Origin of the sequence: Microbispora bryophytorum (assembly GCF_043197435.1) — a bacterium.
Lineage (GTDB): Bacteria > Actinomycetota > Actinomycetes > Streptosporangiales > Streptosporangiaceae > Microbispora > Microbispora bryophytorum.
The window spans coordinates 401368-422676 of the sequence record NZ_JBICTF010000006.1; the positions used below are offsets into that span (position 1 = coordinate 401368).

At 71.4% G+C, this 21309-nt stretch carries 19 protein-coding genes; 8 read left to right on the forward strand and 11 right to left on the reverse strand.

The annotated features are described in order from the left end of the window. The first annotated feature begins 11 nt into the window (after window positions 1-11). Together ACGFIB_RS22600 and ACGFIB_RS22605 are read left to right on the forward strand one after the other, a co-directional pair. Window positions 12-380: a roadblock/LC7 domain-containing protein gene (locus ACGFIB_RS22600; RefSeq protein ID WP_142573898.1), complete on the forward strand. Its 369-nt coding sequence runs from the start codon at window positions 12-14 to the stop codon at window positions 378-380. Between the two features lie 23 nt (window positions 381-403). Beyond that, complete coding sequence (locus ACGFIB_RS22605; RefSeq protein ID WP_142573901.1) at window positions 404-775, forward strand: hypothetical protein; 372 nt, start codon at window positions 404-406, stop codon at window positions 773-775. 39 nt (window positions 776-814) lie between these two features. On the opposite strand, the gene ACGFIB_RS22610 is transcribed toward ACGFIB_RS22605, so the two are convergent. Then, window positions 815-1651, reverse strand: coding sequence for an alpha/beta fold hydrolase (locus ACGFIB_RS22610; RefSeq protein WP_357267194.1), 837 nt, complete (start codon window positions 1649-1651; stop codon window positions 815-817). Between the two features lie 81 nt (window positions 1652-1732). On the opposite strand from ACGFIB_RS22610, the gene ACGFIB_RS22615 reads away from it, so the two are divergent. Further along, the gene (locus tag ACGFIB_RS22615) at window positions 1733-3145 is read left to right on the forward strand and encodes an MFS transporter (RefSeq protein WP_393374687.1); all 1413 of its coding nucleotides are present in this window, start codon (window positions 1733-1735) and stop codon (window positions 3143-3145) included. Here ACGFIB_RS22615 and modA read toward each other — a convergent pair. Then, the gene (gene modA / locus ACGFIB_RS22620) at window positions 3126-3908 is read right to left on the reverse strand and encodes a molybdate ABC transporter substrate-binding protein (RefSeq protein WP_393374689.1); all 783 of its coding nucleotides are present in this window, start codon (window positions 3906-3908) and stop codon (window positions 3126-3128) included. The genes ACGFIB_RS22615 and modA overlap by 20 nt on opposite strands. Window positions 3909-4024: 116 nt before the next feature. Between modA and ACGFIB_RS22625 the strand changes: the two genes are divergently transcribed. Further along, window positions 4025-4585, forward strand: coding sequence for a Dps family protein (locus ACGFIB_RS22625; protein WP_191049924.1), 561 nt, complete (start codon window positions 4025-4027; stop codon window positions 4583-4585). Between the two features lie 21 nt (window positions 4586-4606). On the opposite strand, the gene ACGFIB_RS22630 is transcribed toward ACGFIB_RS22625, so the two are convergent. Continuing rightward, window positions 4607-6637, reverse strand: a complete 2031-nt coding sequence (locus ACGFIB_RS22630) for a phosphocholine-specific phospholipase C (RefSeq protein ID WP_393374691.1) — start codon at window positions 6635-6637, stop codon at window positions 4607-4609. A 148-nt stretch (window positions 6638-6785) separates the two neighbouring features. On the opposite strand from ACGFIB_RS22630, the gene ACGFIB_RS22635 reads away from it, so the two are divergent. Then, on the forward strand, window positions 6786-7226 hold the full coding sequence (locus ACGFIB_RS22635) for an SRPBCC family protein (RefSeq protein ID WP_229689711.1): 441 nt from the start codon (window positions 6786-6788) through the stop codon (window positions 7224-7226). Here the strand turns inward: ACGFIB_RS22635 and ACGFIB_RS22640 are convergent. After that, on the reverse strand, window positions 7223-7864 hold the full coding sequence (locus ACGFIB_RS22640) for a TenA family protein (RefSeq protein ID WP_357249972.1): 642 nt from the start codon (window positions 7862-7864) through the stop codon (window positions 7223-7225). The two genes, ACGFIB_RS22635 and ACGFIB_RS22640, sit on opposite strands and share 4 nt — an antisense overlap. Before the next feature lie 267 nt (window positions 7865-8131). Between ACGFIB_RS22640 and ACGFIB_RS22645 the strand changes: the two genes are divergently transcribed. Further along, entirely contained in the window at window positions 8132-9679 is a 1548-nt protein-coding gene (locus ACGFIB_RS22645; protein WP_393374695.1) for a pectate lyase family protein, read from the forward strand. Window positions 9680-9733: 54 nt separating this feature from the next. Here the strand turns inward: ACGFIB_RS22645 and ACGFIB_RS22650 are convergent, their stop codons facing one another. The 3 genes from ACGFIB_RS22650 to adh form a co-directional block, all read right to left on the reverse strand. Then, on the reverse strand, window positions 9734-10729 hold the full coding sequence (locus tag ACGFIB_RS22650; protein ID WP_393374697.1) for a Fic family protein: 996 nt from the start codon (window positions 10727-10729) through the stop codon (window positions 9734-9736). Between the two features lie 142 nt (window positions 10730-10871). Continuing rightward, window positions 10872-11243 (reverse strand): DUF779 domain-containing protein, encoded by a 372-nt coding sequence (locus ACGFIB_RS22655; RefSeq protein ID WP_142574040.1) that lies wholly within the window; start codon window positions 11241-11243, stop codon window positions 10872-10874. A gap of 8 nt (window positions 11244-11251) precedes the next feature. After that, window positions 11252-12775 (reverse strand): aldehyde dehydrogenase, encoded by a 1524-nt coding sequence (gene adh, locus ACGFIB_RS22660; RefSeq protein WP_142573919.1) that lies wholly within the window; start codon window positions 12773-12775, stop codon window positions 11252-11254. Window positions 12776-12941: 166 nt separating this feature from the next. Between adh and ACGFIB_RS22665 the strand changes: the two genes are divergently transcribed. Further along, window positions 12942-14207, forward strand: a complete 1266-nt coding sequence (locus ACGFIB_RS22665) for a serine hydrolase domain-containing protein (RefSeq protein WP_393374700.1) — start codon at window positions 12942-12944, stop codon at window positions 14205-14207. 2 nt (window positions 14208-14209) lie between these two features. Further along, entirely contained in the window at window positions 14210-15364 is a 1155-nt protein-coding gene (locus ACGFIB_RS22670; protein WP_393374703.1) for an NAD(P)/FAD-dependent oxidoreductase, read from the forward strand. A 6-nt stretch (window positions 15365-15370) separates the two neighbouring features. On the opposite strand, the gene ACGFIB_RS22675 is transcribed toward ACGFIB_RS22670, so the two are convergent. From ACGFIB_RS22675 to ACGFIB_RS22690, 4 genes are all read right to left on the reverse strand, one after another. Next, window positions 15371-16660: a GAF domain-containing protein gene (locus ACGFIB_RS22675; RefSeq protein WP_357261025.1), complete on the reverse strand. Its 1290-nt coding sequence runs from the start codon at window positions 16658-16660 to the stop codon at window positions 15371-15373. Window positions 16661-16747: 87 nt separating this feature from the next. Beyond that, on the reverse strand, window positions 16748-18043 hold the full coding sequence (locus ACGFIB_RS22680) for a glycosyltransferase (protein WP_357251467.1): 1296 nt from the start codon (window positions 18041-18043) through the stop codon (window positions 16748-16750). A 5-nt stretch (window positions 18044-18048) separates the two neighbouring features. Further along, a complete protein-coding gene (locus ACGFIB_RS22685; RefSeq protein ID WP_393374706.1) occupies window positions 18049-20136 on the reverse strand; it encodes an HAD-IIIC family phosphatase in 2088 nt (695 codons plus the stop codon). A 25-nt stretch (window positions 20137-20161) separates the two neighbouring features. Further along, complete coding sequence (locus ACGFIB_RS22690; protein WP_393374709.1) at window positions 20162-21088, reverse strand: TauD/TfdA family dioxygenase; 927 nt, start codon at window positions 21086-21088, stop codon at window positions 20162-20164. Window positions 21089-21309: the final 221 nt, after the last annotated feature.

The window sequence follows — 21309 nt, forward strand, 5'->3', positions numbered from 1 at the left end:
GGGGTGTCTCGGTGGATCTGCGCCACGACATACACGAGGAACTGGTCGTCCTGCGGCAACGGGCGCCCGAGATCACGGGAGCACTCACCTGCACGATCGACGGCATGCTCGTGACGACGGACCTGGCCGCCGACACCGAGCAGACCGCGGCGCTCACGTCGGCGCTGCTGTCGTTGAGCCGGAAGATGACCGACCTCGCCAGGATCGGGCGGTTGGAGGAGACGCTGATCTCCGGCGCCCAGGGACACACCGCGTGCTACGCCGCGGGCCCCACGCTCGTCCTCACCGTTCTCGCAGGTCAGGGAGCCAATCTCGGCCTGCTCCGGATTGAGGGACGCAGGGCGGCGGACAAGATCGCCGCCATCGTCGAACGCGGATGACAAACCAGAACAGGAGAAGAGACATGGCGAACATGGACGTCTCACTGAAGGAGATGCTCACCATCGACGGCGCGGTCGGCGCGGCGGTGGCCGACTACGGGAGCGGAATGGCGCTGGGCACGCTCGGCGGCTCCAAGGACCTCGACCTCCAGGTGGCCGCCGCGGCCAACACCGAGGTGGTCAAGGCCAAGCTCCGCGCGATCGACGCGCTCAAGCTCAACGACGGGATCGAGGACATCCTCATCACGCTGGGCACGCAGTATCACATCATCCGGCCGCTGACCGGACGCGGCGGCAAGGGCCTGTTCCTCTACCTCGCCCTCGACCGCAACCGGGCCAACCTCGCCATGGCCCGGCACCAGCTCCGCACGATCGAGGACAAGCTCGAAATCTGAACCCCGTCCGGTCACCCCCGTCCGGTCACCCCCGTCCGATCAGCCCCGTCCGGTCAGCTCTGCGATCGCCTCCGCGATGACCGGCCAGAGCGGGCGGGGCAGGTCGTGGCCCATCCCCGGGATGGTCAGCAGCTTCGCGCCGGGGATGGCGTCCGCGGTCGCGGTCCCGCCTTCGAGGGTGACCAGCGGATCGTCCTCACCGTGGATCACCAGCGCGGGCACCGAGAGCCCGCGCAGCCCCTCCGTACGGTCGCCGGAGATCCGGATGGCGGTGAACTGCCGGGCGGTGCCCGCTGGGTCGAACGCCCGGTCGTAGGACTCCGCGGCCATCCTGGTGACGCGCTCGACGTCCATCTCGTAGCCGGGAGACCCGATGACCCGTGCGGTCGCGACGGCGCGGGCGATCGCCTCGTCGCGGTCCTGCGCGGGGGGCGCCATCAGCACGGTCGCGGCCTCCTCGGTCGCCCGCCCCACGCGGGGCCCGGGTGTGGACATGATCGAGGTCAGCGTACGGACCCGGGCGGGGTGGCGGATGGCGAGGGCCTGGGCGATCATGCCGCCCATCGACGCGCCCACCACGTGGGCGCTCTCCCAGCCCAGCACGTCCATCAGGCCGGCCGTGTCGTCGGCCATGTCGTCCAGCCTGTACGCCGGGGCGGGCGCGAGGCCGTCCGCCGGGGTGAAGTGGGTGGACAGTCCCACGTCCCGGTTGTCGAACCGGACGACCTGGTGGCCGGACTCCACCAGAAGCTCGATGAGCCCCTCCGGCCAGCCGATCATCTGTGCTCCGAGCCCCATGATGAGGAGGACCGGACGCCCCCCGGGCTCGCCGAACACCTCGTAGCAGATCTCGATGCCGTTCGCCGTCGCACGCATGCGAGCAGATTTTCATTCGGTTTGCCCTGCCGCAAGCGGCACATGGCCAGATCTGTACGGTTAAGTGGTGTGGTGTCGGAAATGACCCGCCGACGGCGGATACTCGTTCTTCTCATCTGCTGCATGAGCCTGCTGATCGTGTCTCTCGACAACACGATCGTCAACGTCGCCCTGCCGTCGCTCGGACACGACCTGCGCGCGCCGGTCTCCGGCCTCCAGTGGACGGTGGACGCCTACACGCTGACGCTCGCGAGCCTGCTGATGCTGGCCGGCTCGACGGCCGACCGGATGGGCCGCCGCCGCACGTTCCAGATCGGCCTGGTGGTCTTCACGGCCGGGTCGCTGCTGTGCAGCCTCGCCCCGAGCCTGGGCTGGCTGGTGGCCGCCCGGATCCTCCAGGCCATAGGCGGATCGATGCTCAACCCGGTGGCCATGTCGATCATCACGAACACGTTCACCGACCGCAGGGAGCGCGCTCAGGCGATCGGCGTGTGGGGCGGCGTGGTCGGCGTCAGCATGGCCCTCGGACCGGTCGTCGGCGGCCTGCTCACCGACACGGTGAACTGGCGGGCCATCTTCTGGATCAACGTGCCTATCGGCCTGCTCGCGCTGTTCCTGACGTGGCGCTTCGTCCCGGAGTCCAAGGCGCCCTCGGCACGCAGGACCGACCCGGTCGGGCAGGTGCTGGTCATCGTCCTGCTCGGCACGCTCACGTACGGGATCATCGAGGGACCGGCCGCGGGCGCCGCCGTGAGCGCGGCCTGCTTCGCCGTCGCGGCGGCGGCCCTGGCCGCGCTGGTCGTCTGGGAGCTGCGCAGGCCCCAGCCCCTCATCGACATGCGGTTCTTCCGCAGCGCGCCGTTCTCGGGCGCGGCCGTCATGGCGGTGTCGGGCTTCGGCGGCCTGGGGGCCTTCCTGTTCCTCAACACGCTCTACCTGCAGAGCCACCGCGGGCTGTCCGCCCTCGCCGCGGGGCTGTGCACGCTGCCGGTCGCCTTGATCACGGTGATCGTGGGGCCGCTGTCGGGACGGCTCGTCGGCACCCGCGGCCCCCGTCTGCCGTCCGTCGTCGCGGGCGTGTGCCTGGCCATTGCCGGGGCGCTGATGTCCCAGGTGACGCTCACCACGCCGCTCCCCCTGCTGCTCGGGATCTACGCGGTCTTCGGTGTCGGGTTCGCCATGCTCAACCCCCCGATCACCAACACCGCGGTCTCCGGGATGCCGCTCGCGCAGGCGGGCGTGGCCGCCGCGGTCGCCTCGACCAGCAGGCAGGTCGGCCAGTCCCTCGGCGTGGCCATCGCGGGGTCCGTGGTCTCGGGGGCCGGCGCGGCGTTCGTCCCGGCCGCGCACGCGGCCTACCGCGTCAACGCCCTGTACGGGCTGATCGTGCTGGCGGTCGCCCTCCTGACCACCGGCCGCTGGGCCAGGGCCACCGCCGAGCGTACGGCGGCGCGGCTCGCCGAAAGCCCGCAGGTCACCCTGTCACGGGGGTGAAGCCGGCCGCCGCGAGGACCTTGCGGCCCTCGTTGGACAGGACGAGGTCGACGAACTCCCGGGTCAGGGCGAGGCGCTCGGTCCCGGGGACGGTCGCGATGAGGTAGTCCTCGACCGCGCCGGACGTCCCGGCGAGATCCACGGCCTCCAGCGCTCCATCCGCCGCTCCCGCCGCTCTGATGTCCGTACGGTAGACCAGCGCCGCGTCCGCCTCGCCGAGCCGCACCTTGGCCAGCGCCTTCGCGCCGTCCCGCTCCCCCCCGTTCTGATCGGGGCCGTTCTGATCGGGGCCGACCGGCGTGACCGTGACTCCGGCCGCGGCGAGTGCCGTGCGGGCGCCCGCCCCGCACGGCGCCGACTCGGCGCACAGGGCCACCCTGACGCCGGGAGCGGTCAGGTCCTTCAGGTTCGTGACGTGGGCCGGGTTGCCCTTCGGCACGGCGATCTGAAGGCTGTCACGCGCGAAGACCCGCGGGCTGGGCGCCCCCGACTCGCGCATGGCCGCCGTGCCGGCCGCGGCGAACAGGTCGGTCGGCGCGCCCCGGACGATCCGCTGCGCCAGCGCGCCGCTGCCGCCGAAGTCGAAACGGACGGCGACGCCGGGGTGGGCGGCCTCGAACGTCTTGCCGAGCGAGCCGAACGTCCCGGTGAGCGAGGCGTCGGCGAACACGGTGAGCGTCTGCGTTCCGCCGCCCCCGCAGCCGATCGCCGCGAGCAGCACCAACGCGAGCGCCACGCAGGCCGGCGGTGTGACATGGTTCACCTTGGGATATATGCCCTAAGAAGGCGTTTAGAGGTCATCTCTGGCGAAAGACTCTCTATTGGACATAAACCGACTGAGCGAGGAGAGACACCTTGAGCGTCAACCCTTCCTCCAGAATGCGTGAGAGCAGCCAGCCCTGGCTCCACCAGAGGGGCACCGAGATACAGGCGTTCGGGACGGTACGGGACTTCCCGGTCGGACTGCCGCGGGACACCCGCGAATACTCCTGTCAGCGGCTCAACCAGATCCTGGCCGACACGCAGATTCTCTACAACCTGTACAAGAAGCACCACTGGCTCATGCGGGGGCCGACCTTCTACCAGCTTCACCTGCTGCTCGACAAGCATGCGAGCGAGCAGCTGCCGATCATCGACGACATCGCCGAACGCATCCAGACCCTCGGCGGCGTCGCGGTCGGCGATCCGCGCCAGGTGGCGGAGATGACCGTGATCCCGCGTCCGCCGGACGGCGTGGAGGAGGTGCCCGCCATGCTCTCCCGGCTCCTGGAGGCGCACGAGATGATCCTGGTCGCGGCGCACGACGCCGCCTCCCGGGCGGACGAGATGGGCGACGACGGCACCAACGACCTGCTCGTCTCCGAGGTCATCCGCACAGGGGAACTACAGGCGTGGTTCCTCGCCGAGCACCTCGTGGACACGCCGCTGGTCCGCACCTGACCCGCGTTCGCCGCCCGGGCGTCACCCTGTGATGCTCGGGCGGCCGTTTTCGATGTGTCCCATCAGCCGCCTGGCGAACCCGTCGTGCCCCGCCACGCCGATCATCAGGTCGTACCACCCGGTGGGTGCGTGCCAGTCGACGCGGGCGGTGTCTCCGGGCGCGATCCGGACCGTGCGCGCCGCGCCTCCGTACGCCAGCGGGGTGACCGACACCTCGACGGGGAAGGCGCCCGGGTCGGTGCCCGGGTTGGTGTCCAGGTTGGTCACGGCGACCACGAGGGCGCGGGCGGCGGCGTCGATCGTGCCGGTCACCTCCACCGGGTCGGCCGTCCCGCCGCGGAACTCCCGGCGGAACCCGTTCGGCCCGACGAGCACCAGGTCGTACGACGGGCACGGGAAGTAGACCACCTCCTCCGCCGCACCGAGCACGTCGAAGTGCATCGGCTTGGCGACTTCGCCGAGGTGGCCGTACAGGATGAAGTGGGCGGAGGCCGCGCCGGAGTTGCGCATCGCGATCTCGACGGATCGCCCGCGCACCACCGCCTCGGCGTCCGGCTGGTAGGGCAGGGCGCGGGCGGGCTTGACCCCCGGTTCCTGGACCGGCATCCGCTGCTCGGCCGGCACCTGGGGATACCACCGATCCCCCGCCGGAGACGGCCGGGGGCCGGCTGCGGTCTCCACGGGAGGCGGGGCCGTGGGCATGGCGGTGGGTGTGGCGGTGGGTGTGGTGAAGTCGAACGCAGAGGTGAGGTCGCCCGCCACCCGGCGGCGCCACTCCCCGATGGGCGCCGTGATCCCGAAGCGGCGCTCCAGGAACCGTACGGTCGAGGTGTGGTCGAACGTCTCCGAGCAGACGTTGCCGCCCACACTCCACGGCGACACGACGATCATGGGCACGCGGACGCCGAGGCCCATCGGACGCCCGCCGACGAACTCCTCCGGGGTGCCGTCGGGCGGCACCGGCGGCGGCACGTGATCGAAGAATCCGTCGTTCTCGTCATAGGTGACGAACAGGGCGGTACGCGCCCAGACCTCGGGGTGGGACCCCAGTGCGTCGAGCAGCTGGTGGACCACCCGTCCGCCCTCCACGGCCGACGACCCCTCGGGGTGCTCGGAGTCGGCGAGCGAGGGCACGACGTACGACACCTCGGGCAGGCGCCCGGCGGCCACGTCGGCGGCGAACCACTCCCCCAGGCCACCCGTGGGAGCACGGCGCAACGCCCGGTCGTAGAGGTCCCGGTCGGCCGGGTCCAGTGCGGCCACCCGCTCCGCCAGCTCCGCGAGCAACGGCGCGGGGTCCTCCGCCGCCCGGACCTTTCCGTAGAACGAGCGCATGCTGCCCAGCCCGATCCGGTCCATCACCGCCGCGAACGGCCGGAAGAACTCCAGGTTGTTGCACTCGTAGTTGTCCCACTCCTGGTACACCTGCCAGGTGTGCCCGGCCCGCGTCAGCAGCTCGGGCACGGTGACCCAGTCGTAGCCCGGATGCCCCTCCGCCCCCTCGGACGCGACGTTGTCCAGCGCGCGCTGCCGGGTGCCCGGCTCGTAGCCCGTGTAACCGGACACGTGGTAGTTGCGGTTCGGGGTCGTCGAGGTCAGCAACGAGCAGTGGTAGGCGTCGCAGATCGTGAACGTGTCGGCCAGCTCGTAGTGGAAGGGCAGGTCGCGCCGGTCGTAGTAGGCCATCGAGCCGGGCCCCTTGCCGGGCACCCAGGCGTCGTTCCAGCCCATGGCCCAGGCGTTCTGGGTGCCGAGCCAGGTGTGGTCGTGCGTGTCGAGCAGCATCGGGTCCGCCCCCGCCCGCTCGGCCGCCTCCCGTACGGAGAAGGGCAGCACGCCGTCCTGCTCGAAGATCGGCCGCCAGGCCCGGGTGGACACCGCGTTGCGGTCACCGAACCCCCGCACCCCGCGCATCCGGCCGAAGTAGTGGTCGAACGAGCGGTTCTCCAGCATGACGAAGACGACGTGCTCGACGTCGGCCAGGCTCCCCGGCGGGACCGGCCGGGCCAGCGCCCGGAGCAGGGAAGGCGGCAGCGAGGATCCGGCCGGCATGGACGCCCCTTCAAGAGGAATCAGACGAAACGCCCACAACCTAACAAGGCCTCCGCTGGTTGCGCACAGCCGGCGCCTCGATGCGGCCCGCAGGCGGCCGGGGCCGCCCGTCTGTCGTGAAGGGCCTCGTCTGGGTAGGACCTACGGGGTGGAGACCCTGACGGTCGCGGTGGACGCGCAGGCGAGCCCGGAGCGGGTCTTCGCCGTACTGACCGACTGGCCCCGGCAGCAGGAGTGGATGCTGCTGACCCGCGCGTGGGTGGTGGCCGGTGACGGGCACAGCAGGGGCAGCAGGCTCGCGGCGGCCACCGGGGTCGGCCCGCTGTCGTTCGTGGACACGATGGACGTCACCGGCTGGCGTCCGCCACACGAGGTGGAGGTCCGCCACACCGGCCGTGTCGTACGCGGCGTCGGGCGATTCCACGTGCTGCCCCGTCCGGACGGCGGGAGCAGGATCGTCTGGGAGGAGAACCTCCACGTGCCCCTCGGCCTGGCCGGGCGGATCGGCTGGCGGGTCGCCGGCCCGGTGAGCGCGGTCTTCCTGCGGGTGTCCCTGCGCCGCCTCGCCGCCCTCGCCCTGCGTGCCTAACCGAGCGCCATGTCGAAGAACCGGCGCTCCAGGGTGGTCGCCCGCCGGAAGACGTCGAGCACCCGGGCCCGGCCGTCCTCGTCGAGGCCGGGGCCGAGCCGGTCGAGCTCGCCGCGCAGGAAGCCCACCCACGCCTCGAACTCCGGCCCGCTGTGCAGTTCGATCCACTCCCGGTGGACGAAGCCCTCCGGGAATTCGATGATCCGCGAGGCCCAGCCGAGGTAGGTCCATTCGGCCACGCACAGCACCGCCAGGATCAGCGGATAGTCCTGGCTGAGGCGCACCTCGTCCATCAGGGCCCGGAACTCGCCCGTCACCGGCTGTGCGGGCGGGGCCGGCTCGCCGCCGAGCTCGGCGAGCGCGCGGTGGAAGTAGCTGTGCTCGGTGTCGGCGACGGTCTGCCCCAGGAAGCGGCCCACGGCCACCCGCGCCTCGAAGGTGTCGGCCGCGGCGACCGCGGCGCCGAGCAGCGCCGTGAAGGCGTCCACGAACTGGAAGTCCTGCTCCAGATAGCGGCGCATGTCGGCGGTGCCGCTCCCGATCGCCTCCGCGAAGGGGTGCGTGACCACCGCCGCCCAGTCGGGCTCGCTCCGCGACCGCAGCCATTCACTGAACGGCGTCCTCGATTCCTCGGTCATCCGGCATCTCTCCCCGTGTCCCGGCGTGAACGTTTCACGATGATCTCAAAGAGCCGCCGTCCGTCTCCACCTGCCCCAGCCGGGGCGGCCGACGGGGCGGGCGGAAACCCGCGCGGGCGAACCGTTGACCGGTGCTGAACACGTCCGTACTTTGATGCGTGTTGTTCCTCCCCATGAATGCTGTTCGCATTCATGAACGCCTCTCTGTGGGACCAGGAGTTCGCCCCCTCGGTCAGGGGTCCTGCACAACCTGCAAGGAGCTCGGCTTTGACAACCAGAACAAGAACCAGAACCGGAGTCGGGGTGATCGGCACCCTTGCCGGGGTCGCCGCCCTGGTCGGCGGCGTCTTCGCCGGCGTCTCCAACGCGGCCCCCAGTACGGGCGCCTACCGGATCGTGAACGGCGCCAGCGGCCTGTGCCTCACCGTTCCCGGCGGCAGCACCTCCGACGGCGTGCAACTCACGGTTTCCAGCTGCAACGGCGCGAGCAACCAGACCTGGAACCTGTCGGCCCAGGGCAGCGGCTTCCGCCTGGCCGCGGGCAACAGCGGCAAGTGCGCCGGCGTGAAGGACGCCTCCACCTCCGCCGGCAAGGCCGTCCAGCAGGAGTCCTGCACCGGCGCCTCCTCCCAGACCTGGGAGCCGACCGCCTCAGGCTCGAACTACCGCCTCGTCAACGCCAACAGCGACAAGTGCCTCAACACCACGGACAACTCCACCTCCTCCGGCGCACTCGCGCAGCAGAACTCCTGCGACTCGGTGTCCACCAAGCAATGGACCCTCCAGCCCGCCGGATCCCAGCCGTCCTCCACCCCCACCGTCACACCGACGAGAAGCCCGTCGCCCACGCCATCGCCCACACCGTCGCCCACGCCCAGCACCACGCCCACGGGCGGCCCGACCACCCCGCCCACCACCGGGCTGATCGGCTGGGCGACCCAGGGCGGCGGCACCACAGGCGGCGCGGGCGGCGGCACGACGACGGTCACCTCCCTGACCGCGCTCACCACCGCCGTGAAGGGCGACACCGCGAAGGTCGTCCAGGTGAACGGCACCTTCAGCTGCTCCGAGGACGTGCGGGTGGGCGGCAACACCACCATCGTCGGCGTCGGCGCGAACTCCGGGCTGACCGGCTGCGGCCTGAACATCCGTGACGTCGGCAACGTCATCGTGCGCAACATGAAGATCTCGAAGGTTCAGGCCGGGAACGGCAACGGCGACGCGATCCACCTCGACAACGCCAAGCGCGTGTGGCTCGACCACAACGACCTGTCGAGCGACACCAGCCATGGCACCGACTACCACGACGGCCTGCTGGACATCACGCACGGCTCCGACTACGTCACCGTCTCCTGGAGCAAGCTGCACGACCACGTCAAGTGCTCGCTCGTGGGCCACAGCGACAACAACAGCTCCGAGGACACCGGGCATCTGCGCGTGACGTACCACCACAACGCATTCCAGACCTGCGCCCAGCGCAACCCGCGGGTGCGCTTCGGCAACCCGGTGCACGTGTTCAACAACTACTACTACAAGGACCCGTCCTTCACCGACTACAGCTACGGCATCGCCTCCACCTGCGGCGCGGGGGTGCTCGTCGAGGGCAACTACTTCGAGAACATCGCCGAGCCCACCCACACCGCCGAAGGCTCGTCGCCGGGCGGGTCGATCGTCGCCCGCAACAACTACTTCGTTAACTCGGGCACGCCGCAGACCTCCGGCAGCGTCGCCTCCATCCCGTACTCGTACACGGTGGACAACCCCAGCGGCGTCAAGGCGAACGTCCTCGCCAACGCCGGCACCGGCAAGATCTGAGTCCACGAGAAGCCCCAGAGGCCGCGGCACCCCCGCCGCGGCCTCCCCCGTGTCTCAACCACGCGCCGCCGGTCGCTGGTGCTTCGAGACTCGGTACGCCTCGACGGACTTACGTGAGGACCTCCAGATCCCGTCGGATCCCTGGACGGCTTTGAGACGGCCGCGCTGAGCAGCCTGCCGGAGTGCCGCGAGGCTGAACTCCTCGTCGACGAGCGCCGCCAGTGGGACCAGCCGGGCAGGCCCGGCGATATTCGGGACGATGAAGCGATTGAGGTTGTCCTCCATCGCACGTGCGATCAATTCACCCAGCGCACCGTAGTCCCCGTCGTCCGCTCGGCGCAGTGCTGCGAGGTAGGAGGAACGCTGTCGCTTCAAAATGATGATCGGAGGGTAGCGAAGCCGGACGAGAACGAGATTCACGACGAGACGTCCGGTACGACCATTGCCATCGAGGAAGGGGTGGATTCGCTCGAAGCCGTTGTGCAGTCTGGCCAGTTCCTCGGGCAGGGGATGCTCAAGCTCTCCACCCCCCTCGATCTGCTTGCCCAGAGCGCGCACGTCCGCGACCCACTGACCGACCTGCTCGGGCACCAAGGGCCAGGGCGGCGGCGTCATCCCTTCGGAAAAAGGCATGATGTCGTGCTCGCGGAAGTGTCCCGGCCCCTCTCGATCCGTCGCGTCCGGATGTGGCGCGACATCCCATACCGGAGTCATCGCCGCGTGGTGCACCCTCCGGACCTCGTTGATCGTGATGAGGTTTCCGTCATGCCAGGCATCCGGCTCCAGCGCCTGCCCGTAGACCCACTGCGCCGCCGTGGCATAGCCGCGTACCTCGTTGTACTCGCGGAGGGCTTTCGCTCCCACCGCCCTGCCCTGGTCGAGAAGCGCTCGAACCTCACGGAGCACAAGGGTGTTCCCCTCGAGGGCCGTGGAGTGATGGGCCTCCTCGTGCCAGATGTCGTTCCAGATCTCCTGGGCCTCGCGGGGGTTGGGCAAGCCTCCGAGCCGGTCGTTCAGTTCGGCGAGCGCCATATCCAGACGTGCGTACACCGTGGTCCGGCTCGGCCTGCCCCTGCCCGCCACGCGCCACCTCCCGCACTTGATAAGTCTCACCCGAAGCTAATTGAACTTATCAAGTTGCCACACATTGTGATGGGAACATTGCGGATCGTGAGGATACGCGGGGCGATCGTCAGCCGTCGAGGGCGGCGCGTTCGGCGTCGGTGAGCAGGCGGGAACGGATCAGGAAGCGCACGCCCTCGGGCGCCTCCAGGGAGAAGCCGCTGCCCCGGCCGGGGACGACGTCCACGGTCAGATGCGTGTGCCGCCAGCGCTCGAACTGGCTCGCCGACATCCAGAACGTGACCGGCTCGTCGACGCCCTCGACGGTCAGCGAGGCGAGCAGCACGTCCGAGGAGCCGGTGCGGAACTCGCCCTCCGGGTAGCACATCGGGGCGCTGCCGTCGCAGCAGCCGCCGGACTGGTGGAACATCAGCGGGCCGTGGGCCGCCCGCAGCCGCCGGATGAGGCCGGCGGCCGCAGGGGTGAGGTCCACGCGGGACATCTCGGGCATCAGAAGAAGCCGAGCTTCGAGGGCGAGTAGCTGACCAGCAGGTTCTTGGTCTGCTGGTAGTGGTCGAGCATCATCTTGTGCGTCTCCCTGCCGATGCCCGACTGCTTGTAGCCGCCGAAGGCGGCGTGGGCGGGATAGGCGTGGTAGCAGTTCGTCCAGACCCGCCCGGCCTGGATGGCGCGGCCGGCCCGGTACGCCTTGTTGACGTCCCTAGTCCACACGCCCGCCCCGAGGCCGTACAACGTGTCGTTGGCGATCTTTATGGCGTCGTCGAAGTCGGTGAACGAGGTCACCGAGACGACCGGCCCGAAGATCTCCTCCTGGAACACCCGCATGTCGTTGGCGCCCTCGAAGATCGTCGGCTCGACGTAGTAGCCACCCGACAGCTCGCCGCCGAGGTCGGCGCGGTGCCCGCCGGTGAGCACCGTGGCGCCCTCCTGCCGGCCGATGTCGAGGTAGGACAGGATCTTCTCCAGCTGGTCGTTGGACGCCTGGGCGCCGACCATGGTGGCCAGGTCGAGCGGGTGGCCGCGGACGATCTTCTCCGTACGCTCGACCGCGGCCTCCAGGAAGCGCCGGTAGTGGCCCTGCTGGATGAGCCCCCGGGAGGGGCAGGTGCACACCTCTCCCTGGTTGAGCGCGAACATCGTGAAGCCCTCCAGCGCCTTGTCGAAGAACTCGTCGTCGGCGGAGGACACGTCGTCGAAGAAGATGTTGGGGCTCTTGCCGCCCAGCTCCAGCGTGACCGGCTTGATGTTCTCGCTGGCGTACTGCATGATCAGCCGCCCGGTGGTGGTCTCCCCGGTGAACGCCACCTTCGCGACCCGCGCGCTGGAGGCCAGCGGCTTGCCCGCCTCGACGCCGAACCCGTTGACGATGTTGAGGACGCCCGGCGGGAGAAGGTCGGCGACCAGGCTCATCCAGTAGTGGATCGACGCCGGGGTCTGCTCGGCCGGCTTGAGGACCACGGCGTTGCCGGCGGCCAGCGCCGGCGCGAGCTTCCAGGTGGCCATCAGGATCGGGAAGTTCCACGGGATGATCTGCGCGACGACGCCGAGCGGCTCGTGGAAGTGGTAGGCGACGGTGTCGGCGTCGATCTCCGACAGGCTGCCCTCCTGGGCCCTGATCGCCCCCGCGAAGTAGCGGAAGTGGTCGATGGCCAGCGGGATGTCGGCGGCCAGCGTCTCCCGGATCGGCTTGCCGTTCTCCCAGGTCTCCGCGACGGCGAGCCGCTCCAGGTTCTGCTCCATGCGGTCGGCGATCCGGTTGAGGATGTTCGCCCGCTCGGCCGCGGACGTACGCCCCCAGGCGGGCGCGGCGCCGTGCGCGGCGTCCAGCGCGCGCTCGACGTCCTCGGCCGTGCCGCGCGCGACCTCGGTGAAGGTCTGACCGGTCACCGGCGTGGGGTTCTCGAAGTACCGCCCCCGCTGCGGCGGGACGTACTCGCCGCCGATCCAGTGGTCGTAACGCTGCTCGTACGCCATGACGGCGTCCGGCTGTCCCGGCGCGGCGTAACGGGTCATGAGATGGACCTCCCGGACAGGGTGTGGGTCTGACGCCCCGGACGTTAGCCGCGGGCACGTTGCCGACACGTTGCGTCCTTCCGCGCGTCCTTCCGCACACAGCCTCCGGTCGGCTTGGTCAGAAACTCGGTTATGGACGGTCAAATCTCCCCTAAGATCAGCCGTCATGATTTCGGAAACGTTTTCCGTCTCCCGGAGGAACGCCCTTCGCCTGCTGGCGGGCGGCGCCGCGGCGGGGCTGGCCGGCGGGCTCCCCACGTCACCGGCGAGCGCGGCGGCCCGCGCCTGGAGCGTCACCGGCCGCAGCGCGACATCGCTCAAGCCGTTCGACGACACGCTGAAGCGCTTCATGACGGACCGGGCGATCCCCTACGCGTCCCTGGCCGTGGTCCGCAAGGGCAAGCTCGTGCTCGCCCGGGGCTACAACTGGACGGCGGACACCTCGTTCTCGGCGGGACCCACCTCGCTGTTCCGCATCGCGAGCCTGAGCAAGCCGGTCACCGCCGCCGCGGTGCTGAAGCTGGCGCAGGACGGCAAGCTCAGCCTCTCGGCCAAGGTCGCGCCGCTGCTGGGGCTGAGCACGACCGCCGACCCCCGCCTCGCCAACGTCACCGTGACCCACCTGCTGCAGCACCTCGGCGGGTGGGATTCCGCGGTCTCGGGCGACCCGATGTTCAGGGACCAGGTCATCGCCTCGGCGCTCGGCGTCTCTCTGCCGATCACGCAGGCGCACATCGTCAAGCACACGTCCGGCCTCAAGCTCGACCACGCGCCGGGCACGACATACGCGTACTCGAACTACGGGTACGTTCTCCTGCAGAAGATCATCGAGAAGGCGAGCGGGGTCTCCTACGCGAGCTACGTCCAGAGCAAGGTGCTGACGCCCCTCAAGATCAGCCGGATGACGCTCGGCAGGACCGCGAAGAGCCTCCGCAAGTCGGGCGAGGCGCCGTACTTCTCGCAGTACACCGGCAAGAGCGTGATCGACACCTCCGGCTCCGTGGTGCCCTTCCCGTACGGCGGGTTCAACCTCGAGAACATGGCCGCGCACGGCGGCTGGCTCGCCACGGCCGTCGACCTGGCCAAGTTCACCACCCTCTTCGACGCGGCCGGCGTGCTGACCTCGGCGTCGATCTCCAAGGCGTTCGCCAAGCCGTCGATCGGAGTCAACCCCGATGGCTGGTACTACGGCCTCGGCTGGCAGGTCCGCCCGGTCACCGGGGGCCTCAACACCTGGCACACGGGGTCGCTGGCCGGCACCTCCACACTCATGGTGCGGCGCTACGACGGGCTGAGCTGGGTCGTGCTGTTCGACCAGCGCGACGACGCCTCGGGGCTGAACTACGGCGCCATCGACTCCCTTCTCCACACCGCCGCCAATTCGGTGAAGTCCTGGCCCACCAACAACCTGTTCTCCACGTACGGTCTGTAAATGTGGACGACGTCTGGGACCTGGTGGTGGTCGGCGCCGGGCCGGCGGGCTCGGCCACCGCGCTGCGGGCCAGGCAGCTCGATCCCGGCTGCCGGGTGCTGCTGCTCGACCGGGCGGCCTTCCCGCGTGACAAGGCGTGCGGCGACGGCATCGCGGCCCACGCGCGGCAGGAGCTCGCGCTGCTCGGGCTGCCCGGCCTGCTCGACGACCACCGCCCGACGCCGCGCCTGTCGGTGACGTCCCCCGGCGGAGCCCACGTCTCGGCCGTCGTCGCGCGGCCCAACCACGTGGTGCCCCGCCGGGTCTTCGACGCCCGGCTGGTCGAGGCGGCGCGGGCGCGCGGCGTGGAGGTGCGCCGCCACCGCGTGCGTACGCTGACCGCCCTCGGCGGGCACATCGTGATCGACGGCCACCTGGTCGCCCGGGTGGTCGTCGCCGCCGACGGCGCCAACTCGTCCGTACGGCGGCTGATCGGCGTACCGCCGAGCCCGGACCGGCACACGGCGATCGCGGTGCGCGGGTACGCCGACGTGCCGCCGGACGACGACGAGCAGGTCATCGTCATGCGGAGCGAGGCCTGGCCGGCCTACGCCTGGTCGTTCCCGGTGGGCGACGGCACGGCCAACGTCGGCTACGGCCTGCTGCTGCCGACGCTGAGACAGACCGGGCTGCCGGGCCGCGAGATCCTGCACGGGCGGCTGGCCCGGCTCCTGCCCCTGCTGGGTGAGATCAGCTCGCCCGTCCGCGACCTGCGGGCACATCACCTGCCGCTGTCGAGCGGGCGGCCGGTGCCGGGGGCGGGCCGGGTGCTGCTGGCCGGCGACGCGGCGAGCCTCGTCAACCCGCTGACCGGCGAGGGCATCTACTACGCGCTGCTGTCGGGGCGGCTTGCCGCCGAGGCGGCGATCGGTTCGCCGGACCACCCGCTGCGGGCCTACCGGCGCGGGCTGCGCGGGGCGCTCGGGCGGCACCTGCGCACCACCGACATGCTCGCCCTGGCCGCCCGCTCCCCCGGCTTCATCGACGCGGCGATCACCGTCGCCGCCCGCCGCACCGAGGTGTTCGACCTGCTCGTCGACGTCGGGCTCGGGGCGGGCACCGTGCCGCCGCGCCTGGCGGCGGCCGTCGCCCTCCGCTGGCTTCGCGACCTCACCTGAGCCCTCTCACCGGGACGGCAGGCCGTACTCCGCGTCGAGGTCGCGCACCCGCCTGCCTGCCCGCGCCCGCGCCGGGGATCCGGCGGGCAGCGCGGCCAGCAACGCCTGCCAGGCGACGATGTCGTCCCTTCCCCACGGCGCCCGCGTCCATCGTTCGAGCAGCGCGGGGTCGCGCCGGGCCACCAGCAGGTCGCGTACGCCGTCGTCCAGCAGGCGGCGCTGCCAGACGACGCCGGGCGCGTCCGAGCCGGGCAGGAGCGGCCCCCGGTAGGCCCGCAGCGCGGCGTCGGGGTTCGCGTCGGCCAGGTGCTCGGCGAGCGCCTGGAAGTCGGCCCGCACCGGCACCCGCAGCCGGTACGGACGGGAGTCGAGCAGTGGGCCGAGCCGGTGGCGCAGCCGGGACAGCTCCGCGCGGAGTGTGACGGGGTTCAGCATGCGGTCGCCGTACAGTTCCGCGCTGAGCTGGTCGCTGCTCAACCCCCCGGGGTGGCAGGCCAGCAGCACGACGATCTCGCTGTGCCGGGGGCCGAGCCTGATGCGGCGCGGGCCCTCGGTGAGCACGGCGTCGTCCCGGCCCAGTGCCGTGAGCGTCACGGCGGACGCCGGGCCCGCAACGGGAAGCGTCGCCCCGCGGTTGGAAGCAAGGTGGGCCTCGGCGGCGCGGGCCGCCGCCTGGACGAGGGCCAGGCTGTAGGGGCTGGCCAGATTGTCGCCGCCGGTGACGTCGACCGCGCCGAGCAGGCGGCCGGTGTGCGGGTCGTGGACCGGCGCGGCGGCGCAGGTCCACGGCTGCACCGGCACCGCGAAGTGCTCGGCCGCGAAGATCTGCACCGGGTGGCCGACCGTGAGCGCGACGCCGGGGGCGTTGGTGCCCGCGTGGGACTCGTCCCACCGGGCCCCGGCGACGAAGTTCATCCGCTCGGCCCGCGCCCGCGCCCCGCGATGTCCCTCGACCCACAGCAGCCGGCCGGCCGCGTCGCACACCGCGAGCAGGTGCCTCCCGTCGTCGGCGATGCCGCCCAGCAGATCGCGGAACAGCGGCAGCACCTTGGCCAGCGGGTGCGCGCTGCGATACTCCTCCAGCCCGGCGTCGGTCAGTTCGAGCGGCGCGAGCGCGTCGGGGTCGACGGCACGGGCCGACCGCCGCCACGAGTCGGCGACCACCGCCCGCACCGGACCGTCGATCGGGCCGTCGATCGCCCCGGCCGACAGGAAGCGCTCGTGAGCGCGGCGCAGCTCACCGGCACGCTCCGTCGCGTCGGCCCCGGATTCAAGCGCGAGCCATGGGTTGGTCACGGCGCCCTCACTCTCCGCGTCTTCAGGCGCCATCGTCACCCACGCCCGGGCGCGCGACAAGGGCCCGTCGACCGCGAGGACCCTCCTTCACGCGCTCCGGCGGGCGCGTGCCATGGCGGCCAGGCGCGTGCGCTGCTCCGGGGTGAGACGCGCCAGCCGCTCGCGCGGATCCGGCCGCGTCATGACCGCGTCGGTCCCGATGAGCGCCTCGGCGTGCTCGGCCGCGACACGCACGGAGTCCTCCGACGCCGCGTCGGCCGCGAGCGGCGCGATCCGCTCCCGGTATCCGCCGCCGGCCGCGCCGGGGGCCGCGGAGTCCAGGGCCCGGGCCAGCAGGTCGGCCGTCCGGTCCTCGGTCCAGTGCGTCACGGGCAGCCAGGTCGCCACCCCGGCGCGCTCCAGCCGCTCGGCGTTGTCCGGACGGTCGACGCCGTGCGCGAGCAGCACCTGCGGGGTCGCCGAGGACAGCGCGCGGGCGAGTGTGCCGATCCCGCCGTGATGGACGACCGCGGCGACATGGGGCATGACCGTCGCGAACGGCGCCGAGGGCACCCACTCCACCCCGTCGGGCAGCGACTCGGGCTGGAACGACGGGTGCCGGTTCACCAGCAGGGCCTTCCTCCCGATCCGCCGGCACGCCCGCGCCGCCACGTCGTAGAACCGATCGTGCAGCACCTGCCCGGTGCCACCGGTGATCAGCACCGGTGGCTCGGCCCAGTCCGGGACCGTCCCCTCCGCCGTGTCGCCGAGCACGAACCCGCAGCGGACGACGCCCGCCGGCGCCGGGAGGCCCGCCGCGTCGAACCATTCCGGCCACAGCGCGAGCTGGGTCTTGGCGCTCGTCAGGTAGGCGACCCAGTCGCGCACCGGCCGCAGGCCGAACTCCTGGAAGACGTCGTCGTACCCCTGCCCGAGCACGCGTCTGAAGAGGTTCCCGAGCACCGGCAACGAGACGTACTGGTGGGGTGTGACGGACACCAGCGCGACCGGCACCCCGCGACGCTCGGCGGCCATCAGCGCGGCGATGCCCGAGGTGTGCCGGGCGACCACCACGGTCTCCCCCGGCCGGTAGTGCGCCTCGATCATGCGGACCTCGTCGGCCAGCAGCTCGAACAGGCCGTTGCGCCGGTAGAGCGCGAGCACGCCTTCGGGGTCTTTCAGGGGATCGAGCATGTAGCGCCGGGCGTCGTCCAGGTGCCGGTCGTAGCCCTCCGCCGTGTCGATCGGCAGGTGCCGCAGGCCCGCTGCCGCGATCCGGTCGGCGAACCAGGAGTGCGTCATCACGACGACGTCGTGGCCGCGCGCGGCCAGCTCGCGCCCGATCCGTACGAACGGGAGCACGTCGCCGTTGGTGCCGTGGGTGCTCAGCAGCATCGTGGCCATGCGGATCAGCCGTTCCCCGAGTCGAGCAGGGCGTCGATCTCCTCGTCCGACAGGCCCGCGAGCTCGTCGAGCAGCCCGGCCAGCTCCTCGTCGTCGGCGTCGGCCAGTTGCCGCTCCTCGATCGCCTTCGCGACCTCCGCGACGGTGAACGAGGTGGTGTAGAGCGTGTCGAAGGGCAGCTCGACGCCGAACTCGGCGCGCACCCGCGCCATGAACTGCACCAGCCGCAGCGAGTGGCCGCCCAGCTGGAAGAAGCCGTCGCTCACCGAGGTCGGCGCCACGTCGAGCAGCTCGGCCCACATCCGCATGACCGCCGCCTCGACGGGGCTCGCTCCGGCCACCTCCGTCACGGGACGGGCCGCCCGCATGGCGTCGAGGATCGCGTCGGCGCCGGTCAGCCGGGTCGCGATCCGTTCGACGGCCGCCCAGCCGGCGGAGGCGGCGGGTTCGACGGGTCCGGTGGTCCCGGCGGGCCCCGCTGCCCTCTCCTCAGCAGGGCCCAGCGTGTGGACGACGGCCGCCGCGTCCGCCGCGCCGAGGACGTACCAGGCCTCCTCCTCGCCGGACGGCTCCACCGTCGCCGGCAGGGCGGCCAGGAAGTCCCTGGCCGGTTGGTTGCGCTCGGTCGCCCGGAAGGCGAGGGCCACCCGGGCCAGCCCGCGCTCCCGCGCGAGCGCCCCCAGGTGCGCGAGCATGCGGTGCTCCACCCCGCGCCCGAGCGCCCGGCAGCTGAGCAGGAACGCGCCGGCGCGCAGCGTGTCCCCCTCCGTACGCACGTCGGTGAGGCCGACGACGCCGTAGTCCCCGAAGCGGTCGCGCACGTCCACGACGAACTTCTCCTCGCCGTCCAGGCGGCGCGCCCCCGAGAGGTTGAACTGGTTGGTCCGCTCGGCGAGCTGAACGGCCCGGACCTCGTGCTCGGGACCGGCGGGGGTGATGGTCACCCGCAGGTCGAGCGCGGCGAAGAAGTCGGCGAGGGACATCTCGCCCCTGGCCTGCTCTCGCTGCCGCTCCTCCTGGTAGCGGCGGGTGCGCTCGCGGTCGGCCTCGGTGACCGCGGTCAGGTCGAGCGGCCAGCAGTGGCGGAGGAAGGCCGCCGCCTCCGCGGCGCCGGCCGGGAGCCGGAGGGTCAGCACCTCGGGGCAGCCGGCCCGGACCTCGGCGCACTCGACCGGGCTGTCGTCGAGGAAGACGAACGAGTCGAGCCCGAGGTCGAGCTCGGCGGCGAGCGAGCGCAGCGACTGAGACTTGGCCTCCCACCCGACGCGCATCGCGGCGACGTCGTCCAGGCCGACCGGCAGCTCCGGATGCCGGGCGAACACCTCGCGGACGTCCTTCTCCTCGTTCTTGCTGCACAGGCACAGCAGCCTGCCCGCAGCGACCTGGCGGGCCAGCTCCCGCCAGATCTCCAGCCGCTGCGGGCCGATGACCACGCCGTCGGGGCCGTCCTCGCCGACCACGCCGTCCCAGAGTGTGCCGTCGCAGTCCACAGCGACGACCTTGGGACGCGGGGTGGTCATGGCGTGCAGGCGGCGGGCGGCCGCGGCGGCCAGCGCGGCGAAGTAACGGTCGGTGTAGGGGACGTTGCCGGTCCGGTCGGCGAAGGCGTCGTGGACGGCCTCCGGCGCCGGCTCGTACGGCTCGGCGGAGGTGAGCACGGAAACGGCCCGGTCGCCCTCGAACGCCCGGGCCAGTCTGGAGGCGAGGCGCGCGTGGGCCTCGGGGGAGCCGTGCTCGGGCGACGGAGGGCAGACGACGAGCACGTGGGGCGTGCCGGTCGCGCGCGCCGAGGTGCGCAGCGCGGCGACGAGGTCGGTGGCCACGGCCTCCACCTGGTCGAGCCCGTCCTGCCCGGCGGCCAGATCCCCTGCGGCCGAATCCTCGGCGACCAGATCCTCCGCCCGGACCAGCACGACGGCGGCGCCGGCCCGGCCGAGCACGCTGCCCGGGTCGAGGAGCGAGGGGAAGACCTGGTCGTACGGAGCGAAGGCGACCTCCCCTTCGACGCCGATTTCGGCGAGCCAGAACCTCAGCGCGTCCCCGAGCGGCTCGGCGGTGAAGGTCGCGGCGACCCCAAGTCCGATCTTGTTCACTGCGGTTTCCCTTTCGAGAGCGCGATCAGTCGGACATGGCCACGAGGATCCGGCGGGAGCCGGTGAAGGGCCTGCGGCCGTGCCCGACCAGCACGTTGTCGATCAGCAGCAGGTCACCGTTCCGCCAGTCGACGTCCACCGCGTTGTCCAGGCCCCGGTCGCGCACCTGGATCACGTACTCACCGGGGATCGGGGCGCCGTCGGGGAACGTCACCGACTGCGGCAGCTCCTCCGGCGGCATGAGTTCGGCGAGCATGGCCGCGGCCTCGTCGCCCAGCGAGGCGGGGTGCCACTGGTCGGCCTGGTTGAACCACACCTCGGTCCCGGTCACGGGGTGCCGGGTGGTGGCGGGCCTGATCTGGGAGATCCGCACGCCGCCGTCGGGCCGCCACTGCCAGTCCGCTCCGATCCGGTCGAGGAACCCGGCCACCTCGTCGCGGTCCTCGGTCTCGAACGTCTCCTGCCAGCTCTTGCCGAGTCCCCGGCCGGCGTGCAGGTTCTGGGTGTAGCGCACGCCCTTGGCGAAGGCCTCCCTGACCTCGTCGTCGAGCGACTCCAGCCAGCGCACGCCGTCCACGACGGGGGTGGCCCCGCCGGTCTCGGCCGCCTTCTCGCAGTAGAACAGCAGCCGCGAGGGCCAGGTGGCGGAGTACGACAACTCGTTGTGCATGGAGATCGTGTACTCGGGCGGGTACTCGGTCGAGGTGTAGACGTTGCCGCCCACCTTGGTGCGGGGCGAGTTGCCGTGGACGTAGGCCAGCCGGTTGGGCAGCAGCAGGTCCATGACGGGACCGAGGGTCTCGGGCGTCACGCCGAACCCCCGGAAGACGAGCGCCTTCTCCCGGACCAGCAGGTCGCCCAGGTTCAATCCGCGCAGCCGTTCCATCAGCCCCTCGGGTGTGGCGGCGGAGCCGTCCGGGGTTATTTCCAGAGGCTTCCAGAAGTCGTCCATGCGTCCTCCTTCTGCGCGGGATCAGGCCGCGGCCGAGCACGGGGAAAAGTCGAATTAAGGAGGCAGGCGGGCCCTCGAATAGGCGGCGCCCCTGCGGAAAGAGATTCCGGCGGCCAACATAGAACCCGAATCGGGTCACGCGCAAGAAACATGTTTCATCCGTTTTCTCGACGGTGTCAGTCAAATTATCCGACACCCATCTGTGTCCGCCGGCAATGCTG